General features: G+C 50.0%; 13 protein-coding genes and 1 tRNA gene. 9 read left to right on the forward strand and 5 right to left on the reverse strand.

What is annotated here, in order from left to right; all coding sequences use genetic code 11:
* Positions 1 to 72 precede the first annotated feature (72 nt).
* Positions 73 to 1,431: a hypothetical protein gene (locus tag ACIS_RS02640; protein WP_012880680.1), complete on the forward strand. Its 1,359-nt coding sequence runs from the start codon at positions 73 to 75 to the stop codon at positions 1,429 to 1,431.
* A 45-nt stretch (positions 1,432 to 1,476) separates the two neighbouring features.
* Here the strand turns inward: ACIS_RS02640 and ACIS_RS02645 are convergent, their stop codons facing one another.
* On the reverse strand, positions 1,477 to 2,082 hold the full coding sequence (locus tag ACIS_RS02645; protein ID WP_012880681.1) for a hypothetical protein: 606 nt from the start codon (positions 2,080 to 2,082) through the stop codon (positions 1,477 to 1,479).
* A 78-nt stretch (positions 2,083 to 2,160) separates the two neighbouring features.
* Positions 2,161 to 2,877, reverse strand: coding sequence for a DNA repair protein RecO (gene recO, locus ACIS_RS02650; RefSeq protein ID WP_012880682.1), 717 nt, complete (start codon positions 2,875 to 2,877; stop codon positions 2,161 to 2,163).
* 266 nt (positions 2,878 to 3,143) lie between these two features.
* Here recO and argS point away from each other — a divergent pair, with 266 nt between their 5' ends.
* The 8 genes from argS to truA all read left to right on the forward strand — a co-directional run bounded on the left by argS (position 3,144) and on the right by truA (position 10,709).
* Positions 3,144 to 4,883, forward strand: a complete 1,740-nt coding sequence (gene argS, locus ACIS_RS02655; protein WP_049756263.1) for an arginine--tRNA ligase — start codon at positions 3,144 to 3,146, stop codon at positions 4,881 to 4,883.
* Between the two features lie 207 nt (positions 4,884 to 5,090).
* Positions 5,091 to 6,065, forward strand: coding sequence for a hypothetical protein (locus ACIS_RS02660; protein ID WP_238523231.1), 975 nt, complete (start codon positions 5,091 to 5,093; stop codon positions 6,063 to 6,065).
* An 86-nt stretch (positions 6,066 to 6,151) separates the two neighbouring features.
* Positions 6,152 to 6,234, forward strand: a tRNA-Leu gene (locus ACIS_RS02665).
* 77 nt (positions 6,235 to 6,311) lie between these two features.
* Positions 6,312 to 7,775, forward strand: coding sequence for a F0F1 ATP synthase subunit beta (gene atpD, locus ACIS_RS02670; protein ID WP_049756290.1), 1,464 nt, complete (start codon positions 6,312 to 6,314; stop codon positions 7,773 to 7,775).
* 108 nt (positions 7,776 to 7,883) lie between these two features.
* Positions 7,884 to 8,270, forward strand: a complete 387-nt coding sequence (locus tag ACIS_RS02675) for an ATP synthase subunit epsilon (protein ID WP_041651172.1) — start codon at positions 7,884 to 7,886, stop codon at positions 8,268 to 8,270.
* Entirely contained in the window at positions 8,267 to 8,926 is a 660-nt protein-coding gene (gene fsa / locus ACIS_RS02680; RefSeq protein WP_012880687.1) for a fructose-6-phosphate aldolase, read from the forward strand. Before ACIS_RS02675 ends, fsa begins: the two co-directional genes overlap by 4 nt.
* A 146-nt stretch (positions 8,927 to 9,072) precedes the next feature.
* The gene (locus tag ACIS_RS02685; protein WP_012880688.1) at positions 9,073 to 9,969 is read left to right on the forward strand and encodes an aspartate carbamoyltransferase catalytic subunit; all 897 of its coding nucleotides are present in this window, start codon (positions 9,073 to 9,075) and stop codon (positions 9,967 to 9,969) included.
* Positions 9,966 to 10,709, forward strand: coding sequence for a tRNA pseudouridine(38-40) synthase TruA (truA, locus tag ACIS_RS02690; protein ID WP_012880689.1), 744 nt, complete (start codon positions 9,966 to 9,968; stop codon positions 10,707 to 10,709). The genes ACIS_RS02685 and truA overlap by 4 nt, the downstream gene beginning before the upstream one ends.
* 45 nt (positions 10,710 to 10,754) lie before the next feature.
* Here the strand turns inward: truA and ACIS_RS02695 are convergent, their stop codons facing one another.
* From ACIS_RS02695 to ACIS_RS02705, 3 genes are all read right to left on the reverse strand, one after another.
* Positions 10,755 to 11,189: a hypothetical protein gene (locus ACIS_RS02695; protein ID WP_012880690.1), complete on the reverse strand. Its 435-nt coding sequence runs from the start codon at positions 11,187 to 11,189 to the stop codon at positions 10,755 to 10,757.
* 52 nt (positions 11,190 to 11,241) lie between these two features.
* Positions 11,242 to 12,843, reverse strand: a complete 1,602-nt coding sequence (locus ACIS_RS02700) for a lysine--tRNA ligase (protein WP_012880691.1) — start codon at positions 12,841 to 12,843, stop codon at positions 11,242 to 11,244.
* A gap of 303 nt (positions 12,844 to 13,146) precedes the next feature.
* The gene (locus ACIS_RS02705) at positions 13,147 to 13,851 is read right to left on the reverse strand and encodes an alpha/beta hydrolase (protein WP_010264631.1); all 705 of its coding nucleotides are present in this window, start codon (positions 13,849 to 13,851) and stop codon (positions 13,147 to 13,149) included.
* Positions 13,852 to 13,869 lie beyond the last annotated feature (18 nt).

Raw genomic sequence — 13,869 nt, forward strand, 5'->3', positions numbered from 1 at the left:
GGCTTGCTCTGTTTGCGGTGTCCCTTTGTGGTTGCCTGATGGTGGTGTGGTGCAACCATGGTGGGGTGATGTATGCCGTTGGGGAGTGAGGAGCAGCTACTTAGAGCGTTTGCCGCGTTTGATGGCATTGCGCGGGACAGCGCAGCGCAGGATTTTTTCAAGTCGGAAGAAGGTAAAGCGTACAGAGTGCCGCTGGTGCAATTTGTGGCTTCTGCATTGCAGGTGCGGTATGGAGAAGGCGCCCAAGCACTGGCTGAAGAACTTGTGGATTCTCTTCAAACCTTTCAAGATATTGCAGCCCTGATCCGCTCGCCCGTGAAACTAGCAGAGCAGATACGATGTGCCAGCAGCACGTCGGGGGAATATTACAGCCTAGAGGACGATGAGCAATTTGCGGCAGGCGGCCAAGGCCAGGTTGCAGAAGCGCCGGGCGCGATTACTGAAGGATTGCGAGACAAGTGGTCGCAAGGAAAGAAGGCAGTGTCTGGGTTTTTGAGCGTAAAGTCGGACTTTGAAAGGAAGCAGGAGCTGGCGTGCGCAGTTGACGCATTTATGGCTGAAATAAAAGCACCCCGGGCGGAGCTTGCCAAAAGCGGTAATGTGTCAGAGAGAATGTCTGTATACCTCAAAGACGTTGACACTTTGCTAGAAATTCTGTTTTCTCAGTGTGCTTCCAAGCCTGGAGTCTCTACCTACCTTTTTAATAAGGCGGATTCGCAACAAGACATGCGGTTGTATGTAGACGGCAGGAAGGACATAATAATCCCTGCAGTTAGGGAGTTACTGTCCATCCACGGTCTCGATCGTGTGTATGATCAAAAAATGGCAGGATTACTGGAAAATGTGAGTAGCAAGGCCTATTTGCGCTCATATCTGCGTAGTGCCGTTACAGTGCGCGGATTTCAGGGGTGTAGTCAGTCAGCAGGAATATATGACCCAGATATTGGCCGACAGCCTGAACAACAATCTGCAAAAGATTTGCCTACCGCAGCGCATTCCCACCCGCAACAACCTTATGTTCAGGCCATATGTGCGGTGCCGCAATATACTATAACCAGGTCTAAGGCCTTCAATGCACTCTGTGCTCTGCTATTTATTAGCTTGTTCGCACTCTTGCTGCTGATACCCCTGTTGCATGAACACATTCCTATGGGAACTGTCAGAGATGTTATTGCTGTTCTTGCAGAAGTTCTAATTGCAGTATCTATAATGGCACTGGGGTGCTGGCTTATCTTTTCTGGGAATTGCCATAAGGTGCACTTGCCGGCTATGGCGGAAATCGCATCTGAAGCTATGTGTGGATCCGGCCAATGGTACGACGCGCAAGACACAACCACGGCTGCAGAGGCGAAACATACCGAACCCCCTACATCAACTCAAGGGCCAATGGAATTGAAGAGTATGGCCACTGCCACTCCATCTCTCCCGTGAGAGCCTGCTACTTACTCAAGCGATGCATGATATTAGCACGAGAGGCTAGACACCTCGACCTTCAGAGTGCTCAGGACGCACGTCTGGAGATGCAGAAGGAGACAGATCGTGGTACATATCCACGCCTCTCTCGTGCGAAACGCCGTCCATGCCTTGGGAGGCGTGCGATATTGCCTCGTCCGAGTAAGGGTATTCGTGAAAACTCCAGGGGTCGAAAAGACGTGGATCGTCCTTGGCGTCTAGATAGTGCCCTTCATCGCCCTCTCCAGAGAAGCCTCCCCCCTCACCACCGCCTCCATACACATCTCCTCCCTCATCACCTGCGCCCCCATGCGCGATGCTGTCAAAGAGTATAGGAAATCCGAAAAACACTGAGGTGCCCTTTGTGGGGCTAAAAATACTTACCTGCGGAGTGATGTTTGCCCCAAGAGAGACTACGGCTCTATCCACGTTGCCCAAAAGGCTTGCCACTACATCGCTTTTCAGTGCCTGAGTTGGAGTAGCCGTAACTGCGAGTGCTATTGCTAGAGCGGACTTATCGTTCTCCTGCGCTTCGCCGCCGGACATATCCCGAGTTGCATCAAGCAGAGACTGCACTGCCGCCAAGTTTGGCCCCATATTTTGCTCTTGAGCACCTGGTTCTATGGCCATAACAACCCCCCGGTCGGAATCCTTGAACTACCTGCTTCTATCACCTAATAGTGAATATTCTTTAAAAACGCAAGAATCTTACCCCAGTAGCCCGGTTAATATCTTTCTGGATTCCTGAAACGTGTGACTTTCCTGTAAGAGGTGTCTGTGCAGGAAAAAGCCCAAGATCTTTAGGCTGAGCGCAAATTCGTCGGCCGAGCAGCATTCGGTCTCCACCCCGCATGATATGCTGCGCAGAACTTTTGGTAGGGGTAAAAGCTTGTCACGGTATGCACACCCTACAGCTTCAGATAGCGCCCTGCCGGTTTTTGGGGAGATAAACAGTAAGTTGTCTTTACTGTTGCTTACAGCGCATTTGGACAGATCTAGCGCGAACCCCAGCTGGGATAGTACCAGCAGCTCTAATTTCAAATAGTGGTTATACCACGGTGCTTCGGCCTCCGCCGCGGCAGCAAAATCCTGGAACGAGTCATATAACGTTGGGTGTGGTTCATTTTCTGGAAGTGCAGTACTCATGATGTGGGTAATTGATGATAGGCACATGAGCTTAATTCTGTCACGGAAATAGCTGTAGAAGGCAGAAGTGATCACCTCATAAGTAAAATGCCCAAGATTGGTTGGAAGTTTTGCCCGCCAAGTTGCATCGATAAGATCCCCTATCTGTAGAGGACGCTTTTTTGTGAACCTTGTCAGCCCTCTGCGCAACCCCCTGTTACGCGTGAGTATGGAAAGCAGCAGGTGCTCGTCCCCGTACGGACGCGTCCCCATCACTACTCCCATTTCCCTCCACTGCATATATGGACGTGACCACTAGGGTGAGCCAGCACGGGGGTACTATAGCACATTTAGCGCTCAAATACACTGCGAACTTTGCTGCTGCGGATTTGGACGGATTTGAAATATATGCCAATTATGTATGAATGCCCTGCCTAGTATCCAAAGGATGTTCTTGCGCTTGGCCAGGAGAGAGAGGCTTGCAACCTGCGCGAATGTTGGCCACATAAGACTTTTACGTACTGGTGATTGCTTATATACTGGAGCTGTCGAATGCAGGGTTATCCATGGTTTCAGCTGGTAGTACAATTAATTTGTTTGGCAACTTTAGGTGCATCGTAATCCAGAAGATTGGTGAGCTGTGGGGCAGTGAGGTTACGGATTCTTTGCTACACAAGCTCATAGTTGCTCCTCCCACTGAAGACAGGCACGGCGACGTATATACCAATGCTGCGCTGGTTGTCGGTAAGTTCAAGAGAAAAAACCCGATGGAAATTGCGGAGCATCTGCGGCAGGCTCTTGCGGAGGTGGAAGGTGTTGATAGCGTAGATGTAGTGCCTCCGGGGTTTGTGAACTTAAAATGCAGCAATGAAGTTTGGTATTCGGCCATCAGAGACATAAACAAAGCGGGTAAAGACTACGGAGCGGTAAATTTGGGCCAAGGGCAGAAGGTTAATGTGGAGTTCGTCTCGGCAAACCCCACGGGGCCGCTGCACATAGGGCATGCGCGCGGGGCGGTTTTTGGGGATGTGCTGTCAAATTTGCTAGCATGGGTTGGCTATGATGTTACCAGGGAATATTATGTAAATGACGCCGGCGGGCAGATCAATACACTGGTCGAGTCAGTATACTTGAGATACAAAGAAGCGCTGGGGGAGCAGGTTACGATAGGGGAGGGCCTTTATCCCGGAGAGTACCTCAAACCTATAGCCAAAGCCCTGGTTGAAAAGCACGGGGATAAGCTGCTTGCCTCTGAAGATAGGACAGCGGTCATCCGGGAGTTCGCGCTAAAGAGCATCCTAGATCTGATACGGGAGGATATGGCGCTTCTGGGCGTAAAACACGATGTGTTCACGTATGAAGCAGATCTGCAGCGTAGCCGTACAGTTGAAAAATGCGTAGAATTTTTGCAACAAAAGGGAATGCTCTACTACGGAACGCTTGAGCGCCCTAGAGGTGTGGAGGAAGAAGCGGCTTGGCAAGCCAGGGAGCAGCTGCTGTTCAGGTCTACTGATTTTGGTGACGATTCTGACAGAGCGCTGCAGAAAGAAGACGGATCTTGGACCTATTTTGCTGGGGACATCGCCTACCATTTCGATAAAATCTCCAGGGGTTTTCATGACATGATTCTGGGCCTGGGCTTTGATCATAAAGGCTATGTATCCAGGCTAAAAGCCGCGGTGCACGCACTAAGTGATGGTAAGGCTACGATAGACGTCAAGCTCCACAACATGGTCAACTTTTTGGAAAATGGAGTGCCGGTTAAAATGTCAAAGCGACGCGGCGAATTTTTGACCGCAAGAGATGTAGTGGAAGAAGTCGGCAAAGATGTTGCCAGATTTATCATGATGACCAGAAAGAACGACGTGGTGCTTGATTTTGATTTTGCAAAGGCAAAAGAGCAGTCAAAGGACAGTCAAATTTTCTACATTCAATATGCTCACGCCAGGGCATGCTCCCTGATGCGCAATGCACCCACCCTTTTGCCCATCGAAGACGTCGATTTTTCCCGAGTGTCTTCTGCTCCGGAAATTGCACTTATCAAACTTTTGGTCAGGTGGCCGAACATAGTAGAGTCCTCTGCTGTCAATCACGAACCACACAGGATAGCGTTTTACTTACTGGAGGTTGCCGAGGCGTTTCACGTGCTATGGGGGCACGGAAGCCGCAGTGTTGACATGCGATTTATTGTCGAGGGAGATATTGCCACAACCTCAGCCAGGATTTACCTGGTCAAAGTTGTTGCGCTGGTGATTTCCCTAGGCCTCTCTATATTTTCCATCGCTCCCATGGAGGAGATGCGCTAACGCAACACGGCCCTTAAGCGCAGGAATGAGGCAAAGAGCCAAGCGCGACTATAGCAGCGGAGTCCCTGCTGAAGGATAGGTACCATAGCAGCACTGTGCACAGCAATAATATTGTGTGGAGTTTGTTGTACAGTAGCATGTCCATTAAGCCCATGTATCGTCATCGCTTTGGCTCTGGGCGCCGGTGTATCTGGAGTGCTCATGAATATGGGTATGCTGCTTATGGTATGTAGTGTTATAGCAGCACTGTGTGTTGCAGGGACTGTTGCTTTAACAAGTCCATGGATGGTTGCAATGGCTGGCGTAGCTGCAGTATTATGGGCAGTGATAACAGGATTTTCTATAAGGGATTTAGTTAGATCTTGTAAGCAAGTTAAACAAGTAAAGGAAGAAGGATTAGTTACTGTTCAATCATTACAACCTGTTCTTACTCCTGTAACTCCTAATGTGTCAGAGGTTGGTAAAAGGGTAGGTTATGGTATAACAGCTGCAGGTACTGCAGCTGCTGCTGGTGCAGGTGGTTATTTTGCAACGCAAGCTGCTGTAGGTTATGGTATAACAGCTGCAGGTACTGCAGCTGCCACTGGTGCTGGTGGTAACGGCTTGGTTGCTAGTATATGGCGCTTCCTTGAAGAGGTTGTAGGTACTCTCCTCGGAGTTAGTGGTACGGGTGCTGCGGCTACTGCTGGTACAGTTGCCGCTTGTGCTTGCGCATTCCTCCCATATGCACTGATGGCATTTTCTATATTGGTCTCAGTATGTTCAGTAATTCAGAGCATTGCTGATCTATATTCTGCTAAGGTTCCTGTAACTTCTAAATGCTTCTCTTCTGTTATAGATAACTATAAGGATACTAAAGACTATAAAGGTGGTCCTGATCTCTTAAATCATGATGAGATAGAAGACTATAAGCAGGAGAAAAAAGCAGGCATGAGAATGCTAAAATGGCTTACTCCTCCTCTTGCTGCTAGTCCAACGTGTAGAATACTCACTGCTGCAGCTGGGGTTGTGATGGTTATTGCTGCAGCATTTTTGTGCAGTCCCTTGCCATGCACTTGCACTATTGCAATAGTTGCTCCTCTAGTCTCTTGTTTATTCTATGGGTATGCCGCTTATGCGTGTAAACGTAGGGGACGGAAGAAGTCAGTAATCCCTGATACCTCTCCTTGTATGGAGTGCTGAAATAGTGCGCGAATGAGTCTGCATATGACTTTCTATTAAGGATTGACTTGTGTGAAATAGATTGTAGTATCTAGTTCGGTGATGCGGCCCTTATGGCGGAATGGTAGACGCGGTAGACTCAAAATCTACTGCCCGTGAGGGTGTGCTGGTTCGAGTCCGGCTAAGGGCACGTCGGGTTCCTTTGGTGATCCGCGGCGTGCTGGCTTGGCTAGGGCACCGCTTCTGGGGTGGGTTATTGGGGTGCTGATGAAAGGAAAGGTTGCTCAGAAACGCGCGGATGCTAGCCTGTCTGGCGTCGGCGAAGTTGTGAGGGTAATGCCCGCTGTTGTTGATGTAGAGTTTCCGCATGGAGGCATGCCGGAGGTTCTAGGTGCCCTGGAGAGCGAGCAAGAATATGGTGGGGAAAAACTGGTGCTTGAAGTTGCCCAGCACTTGGGTGATCGCGTGGTCAGGTGTGTGGCCATGGGGAGCACTGATAGCCTATCTAGGGGTGATAAGTTCGTCAATACTGGGAACCAGATGCTGGCTCCGGTCGGTAGGGGAACTCTTGGCAGGGTGTTTGATGTGCTGGGAAGGCCCATAGATGGCTTGGGGAGCGTTAGCTCCGATGTGGAGTTTCGCCCCATTCATGCGAAAGCTCCAAGCCTGTCTGAACAGCGAGTTGCTGCAGAAGTGCTTGTTACAGGCATCAAGGTTGTGGATTTATTGGCCCCCTACCTAAAAGGAGGCAAGGTTGGGCTGTTTGGGGGGGCCGGCGTTGGAAAGACCGTGCTGATAATGGAGCTTATCAGCAATGTTGCAAGGGCCCACAAGGGGTTTTCGGTTTTTGCGGGTGTGGGCGAACGTACCCGTGAGGGTAACGACTTATACCGTGAAATGGTAGAATCTGGGGTTATTAGCAGGGACGAGCCGGGCAAGTCTCAGGCCGTTTTGGTTTATGGCCAAATGAACGAACCCCCAGGGGCCAGAATGAGGGTGGCCCTTACTGCTCTAACAATGGCGGAGTATTTTCGTGATTCTGAAGGGCAGGATGTCCTGTTCTTTGTGGATAATGTGTTCAGGTTTACGCAGTCTGGTTCGGAAGTGTCTGCGCTTTTGGGCCGTATCCCCTCTGCGGTTGGTTATCAGCCGACTCTTTCCGCTGAAATGGGTGCAATGCAGGAGAGAATTACCTCTACGAATACCGGATCTATCACTTCAGTGCAGGCCATATACGTGCCTGCTGATGATCTTACAGACCCGGCTCCCGCCACTTCCTTTGCGCACCTGGATTCGACTACAGTGTTGTCTAGGCAGATTTCCGAGTTGGGGATATATCCGGCAGTTGATCCCCTTGAGTCCACCTCTCAGGCCCTGTCTCCAGAGGTTGTTGGTAGCGAACATTACGAAGTTGCGCAGGAAGTTAAGCGGATATTGCAGACACATAAGTCTCTGCAAGACATCATTGCCATTCTTGGTATAGATGAGCTGTCCCAAGAGGATAAGCTGTTGGTTGCAAGAGCGAGGAAGATTCAGCGGTTTTTGTCTCAGCCGTTTCACGTGGCGGAAGTGTTTACTGGGCATCCGGGAAGCTTTGTGTCACTCGAGGATACAGTACGTAGCTTCAAAGGGCTGGTGGAGGGCAAGTACGATGATCTGCCGGAAGCGGCCTTTTACATGGTGGGTGGCATAGAAGACGCGGTAAAGAAGGCTGCCTCCATGAAACAGTAGGGGATGGGAGCTTCCGCTGTTGTTGCGCACATGTGTGGGGCCCTCCATCGCGCTGCGTGCGAAGTCTGTGTGCTGGGTTAGTTGTTGTGCTGGTTGCGTGGGGTTATCATGGAATGTTTTAATGTCGAGTTTGTTTCTCCTGAGCGCAGGCTTGATTTTGCGGACGTATACTCCCTATCTGCTCGTACCCCCACCGGGGCGTTGACTGTAATGGCGCATCACGAACGGGCGCTTATGGATTTGCTCTCAGGCGAGGTTGTATTGAAGAATGCCAGTGGCGTTCTTGACGTTATAATGGTGTCAAATGCTGTGATGAGCATTGGGGACAACACTTGCGCCATAATGGCTGATATGGTCTTGCTATCTAAAGATGGTGCTGAGGACAAGCTCAAGAATGTAAGAGATGTGATGTCAAAGGCCACTCCCAGTGATGGCATTCTTGGTGAGCTCGCTCGGGTCGACTTGGAATTTATTGATCGGGTACTAAAGGGGTGAAAATATTTTTGGACACTGTAGATGTGGAGTCTATATCCGCGCTATGCAAAACTGGCATAGTCGATGGTGTAACTACTAACCCCTTGTTGCTGTCTCGGGCTGAGAGGTCGAGTAGGGAGCTACTTGCGGAGATATGTCAGCTGGTAGCAGGCCCTGTCAGCGTTGAGGTAATTGCTACTGATGCAGATGGTATGGTTAATGAAGGTTTGCAGCTAGCTCAGATTGCGGAAAATGTTGTGGTGAAATTGCCCATGACTTTTGACGGCATATGCGCCTGCAAAACTTTATCTAGCGTCCATAAAGTGAAGGTGAACGTCACCCTGTGCTTTTCGGTGTCCCAGGCGATATTGGCGGCCAAGGCTGGGGCGTACTTTGTTTCTCCATTTATGGGTAGAATTGACGATCTAGGCGGCAGCGGGTCCTCTTTGATTGAGGATATAAGCTGTGTATATTCACAATATGGCTTTGCCACCCAGATTTTGGCTGCATCTGTGAGAAGTCCTATGCATGTGGTTGAAGCTGCCAAGGCCGGAGCGGATATCGTCACTGTACCCGTGGCGGTCTTCAAGCAGCTCTTTTTGCATCCGCTTACCGATCGCGGCTTGGAAGACTTTTTGAAAGCGTGGGGCGATTCTGGCAAGAGTTATCTTGCTTAACGGCAGCTGGCTGTGCATGCTTTGGTCTCGAAAATTGTTTGTGTTGCCCGGCCGTGAGCGCTAAAAAGAGCCACTCGATAATTTCTTTATTTTCACTCTCGAATGATGTTAAATTCACCCGTCACGACTGAATACGTATTGTTTTTATGGGAAGCCTGAAAAAGTTGCTGCGGGTCTCGGACCTGAGTGATAAGGATGTGGAAAATCTGCTCATCTTAGCGAACAAATATATGGCGCAGGAAGCGAGTGATGAGGTATTGCGGGGAAAGGTTATAGTGAATCTTTTTTTTGAGAGTTCCACTCGCACCCTGCTTGCATTTGAGATCGCGGAAAAGGCGCTGGGGGCCATATCTGTGACGCTAAACGTTGCCATGTCTTCAATATGTAAGGGGGAAAGCATATCAGATACAATATCCACCATGGCTGCCATGGGGACTGATTTAGTGGTTGTGCGCTCCGATCAGAGCTGCCTGGTCGACGAGATTGCCACAAGGGCGGGTGATTGCCTGGTGATTAATGCCGGGGATGGAAATCACGAGCATCCCACCCAAGCAATCACTGACTATGCTACCATATGCTCCCTGAAGGGTGGCAAGGTTCGCGGGCTGGAGATTGCTATATGCGGAGATGTGTTGCACAGCAGAGTTGCGCGGTCAAACATAAGGCTACTATCTAGGTATGGCGCGAACATCAGGGTGGTAACCCCAACGTTTGTGGCTCATGTGCCAGATGGGGTATCATTGGTGACGCACAGCTTGGAAGAGGGCATTGAAGGGGCGGATGTCATAATGCTGCTGAGAATACAAAGGGAGCGCATGACGAATGGGGATTTTATGCTAGATAAAGAATACTCTCGTCTTTATATGCTGGACGAGAAGCGATTATCCCTTGCAAAGGATGACGTGATCGTCATGCATCCAGGCCCGATGAACAGGGGCGTTGAGATTTCTGACGAGGTGGCTGATAATCACTCATCCGTGCTGTTTCAGGTTAAAGTTGGGGCGGCCGTGCGCAAGGCGGTTCTACACTACATGTTGGGATGAGGTACCGAGCTGTTGTTGAGTATGACGGCACTGCTTTTATAGGGTGGCAGCGCCAGAAGGGTGTGGCTGGGAGGTCAGTGCAGGAATCAATTGAGGATGCTATATATCGCCTTTCCCAGCAGTATGTGACAGTTTTTGCCGCAGGCAGGACGGACGCTGGCGTGCACGCGCTTGGCCAAGTTGTGCATTTTGACCTCAACACCTCGCTGCAAGACTATGTCATAAAAAATGCACTCAATCACTATTTGCGGTCAGATATGGTCTCCATTCTCTCGCTGGAAGAGGCTGCAGAAGGCTTCCACGCCAGGTTTTCTGCCAAAAAGCGGCACTACATGTACAAAATTGTGAATAGGGACGCGCCTCCGTGCTTGGATCGCCTGCGCATGTGGCACGTACCCAAGCAGTTGAGCGTATCCGATATGCAAGAGGCCGCAAGCCACATGGTTGGCGAAAAAAAGGACTTTGCGAGTTTTCGCGCAAAGGAGTGCCAGTCCAAATCTTCTGTGCGCACAGTGGATAGGATTGACTGCGTTAGAGAGGGAAATAATATATTCGTGCATGTTTCTGCAAAGTCTTTTCTACATAAGCAGGTTAGAATTATTGTAGGTACACTAGTCCAGTGTGGGCATGGAGCATTTCCCCCGTCTTATGTATTAGAGATACTGGAGCGCAAGAACAGGGCAGCGGCCGGAATCACCGCACCACCACACGGATTATATCTGGTACTGGTGGAATACTAAAACACCCAACAGCTTGCACCGAAAGTGCGAAATATCCACGATTGGCTATTGCGTTTTGCTACGGAATGGAAACTTGCTGAACATGCTCTCTATCCTTCGCCAAGCCCCGTCATTAACTCCGGTGATTGGTGTGCTCGCGCTCTCGATCTTTGGTAGGCGCCCCATAGGTGTGTTCAGCCGCTCAATATTTGAAACTGTACCGCTATCGCCGTCAAAAGATATCTTTAAAACGGTGCAGCTGTACTTCCTGACAACAGATGCAACAACCCCACGAACCTCGCAGGAAGGGTACAGCCACGCGTCCCCGTCGATAATCACTGGTGACCCAAGCAGTCTTACAACGTCAGGCTTTTGTTCACCTATTTTGACCTCATCCCAGAACTGCACACCCGCACTCGGATATCCATGATATTGCACGGATGAAAAAAAACATCCGCCCAAAGCAAGCGTCGCACAATACAGAACAAAAAACCTCAACATCACGACAGACCTCGGAAAACAGATCGCAGGATAGCACCCCCATTTTGCTCTGTCAATTGCTACCGTCCGCAGATGCAGCCTTTTTGATGAGCTCTATTGTGTTACCCACTCCGTAGAGCTTTACGAATGACCCAAACCTCGGACCGTCGCTCTGTCCGAGCAACACTTCGTACAACATCTTGAACCACTCCCTCAGATTGTTCGGCAGATATTTTTTGCCGACGGCAAAGACGTGATTCTGTACGTCAGTAGAGGTGTCAGCATCCCTCACCGTTGCCAGCGTTTCCGCTAGGTCTAAAAGCATGCCCCGCTCATTTTCATCAGGGGCCCTGTATGACCTATTTGGCATCACAAACATGCGGCAGTAAGCAACGGCACAACTTACCAACTTGCTCAGAGTAGCAACATCGGCTCTAGAATCAATATCTCCTCTATAGCGCCTTATGAGCTTCCACAACATCTGCTCGTCTTCTGCGTTGCATGCGGAGGCTATGTTTATTAGCAGGCAGAACGTCAACTCACACAGCTCGATGCTCGGAACCTTGCCGTTGTGTATGTGCCAAACGGGATTGTCTTTACTAGGGGTGCAGTTATATTCCTGGACCAGAGATAGGTAATCGTCAACAAATTTCGGTACAACATCAAAACACAAGCGCTTTGCCCTTTTTGGGTTTTGGAACACATATAGCGCCAAGCTCTCGTAAGGAGCACAAGATAGCCACTCCTCGACGGAGAAGCCATTCCCTTTGGATTTTGAAATCTTCTTGCCGTCCCTATCGAGAAAAAGCTCATACGGGAACAGAACCGGAGGGGTTTTCCCTAAAATTTTACACACTTCAGCGGATGGCTTTACCGAGGGCGTCAGATCTTTCCCATGTGCCTCGTAACGCACATCAAACGCTGCCCATCGCATGCCCCAGTCTGCCTTCCATTGTAGTTTGCAGCGTCCGCCAGTTACAGGTGTTTCTACAAGATTTCCATTGCTGTCTTCATAGAAAATCGTCCCGCTAGTAACGTCTATTTTTACTATGGGAACCTGCAGAACCCGCAACGTTTCGGGACACACTGGCAAGAAAGGACTATAGGTTTTTTGGCGCTCTTCCCCGACCGTGGCGAGTAGTATTTTGGTTGCCTTGTCATAATTCTGCAATAACTTTAACAGCACAGAATCGTATACCCCAGATTTGTAGCACTCAGTGGCGCTTTTGAGTTCATATTCAACTCCGAACCTATCGAGGAACTCACAGAATACGTGGTTCATGTGGTGTCCGTAGCTCTGGTGGGTACCGAATGGATCAGGGATGGATGTTAGCGGCCTGCCGAGACATTCAGCTACCATGTCGTATTGTGGAATGTTTTCCGGAACCTTGCGCAACCCATCCATGTCGTCCGAAAACGCTAAGATCTTAGTTGAAGTGTTTGGGGAAATCTCACGTAATGCGTTGGCCACGAACGTGGTTCGCACAACTTCACCTAAGGTTCCAATATGTGGTAGCCCGGAGGGCCCATACCCGACGGACAAGATTACCTCTCGTTCTTCGCCAAATGCTTGGAGAATTCTCTCCGCTTCTTTGAAGGGCCAGGAACTGTGCACCACTGCTTTTCCTATGAAACAAGCGAGATTGTACAATACAAAATTCCCGCCTTCAACCACCGCGTCGTCACTCAGGGAAATCCGTATACCGTAAGTTGGCCGGCTCTAGGCGCGGTGAACGTGTAACGCGCATGAAACCCGTCCTTCTTGCATGTTTAAGGGATGTACTCGGCCGCCGCGTGCACCGTGGCAGCACAGATGCTCTGGGCCTTAACGCACATACGCCCAACAAGTCCTACACTTCCAGCATGTGCAAGACAAAAGCCGAACCTGGGTAAAAAACTGCTGAGATGTAGCAAAAGCGACCGCCCGTGCCTCTTGGTTTACAGCGAAATGCGGCAGGAATGTACCGCGAACCCTACACTACCCAGCGTACACAGGATGCTTGCCCTTGATCTTCTTATCAGAAAACGCCTGCTCGCCTCCAGCTGACATTCTGGACTTTATATATGCATCAACCACCTCGTTGAGTTGGCTGATATGATCACGGAAAAAGTGGTCTGCCCTTTCCACGACGTAATACTGCATATGCTCACTCTTAATAGAGGCGCTCAACCTTGACGCGAGTTGAGAAACCGCCGCTTCCTCAGCTATACTGTCATTATCCCCCTGAATTATCAACCCAGGTACAGGGCAGGGCGAAAGAAACGAAAAATCATATCTGTTTGCTGGCGGAGATACCGCAACAAACCCGTCAACTTCTGGCCTGCGCATCATAAGTTGCATAGCCACCCACGCTCCAAAGGAAAAACCCGCAACCCAAAACGATGAAACCGAAGGACTGTTGTTCTGGAGCCAATCCGCAGCTGTTGCCGCGTCACTAAGTTCTCCCACGCCCTTGTCAAAAACACCCGCAGACTTGCCAATGCCACGAAAGTTTATCCGAAGGACGGAAAAGCCATTTACGGCAAACACCCGGTAAAGATTGTACACTATCTTGTTGTCCATGCTCCCACCGTACTGCGGGTGGGGATGCAGTATCAGCACCAAAGGGGCGTCAGCATCCCTGCTTCCTGTATACCGTCCCTCTATTTTGCCCGCGGGCCCATTAAAAAAAACCTCTCGCATTCCTACCTACCAGACCTC

This window comes from Anaplasma centrale str. Israel (assembly GCF_000024505.1).
Lineage (GTDB): Bacteria > Pseudomonadota > Alphaproteobacteria > Rickettsiales > Anaplasmataceae > Anaplasma > Anaplasma centrale.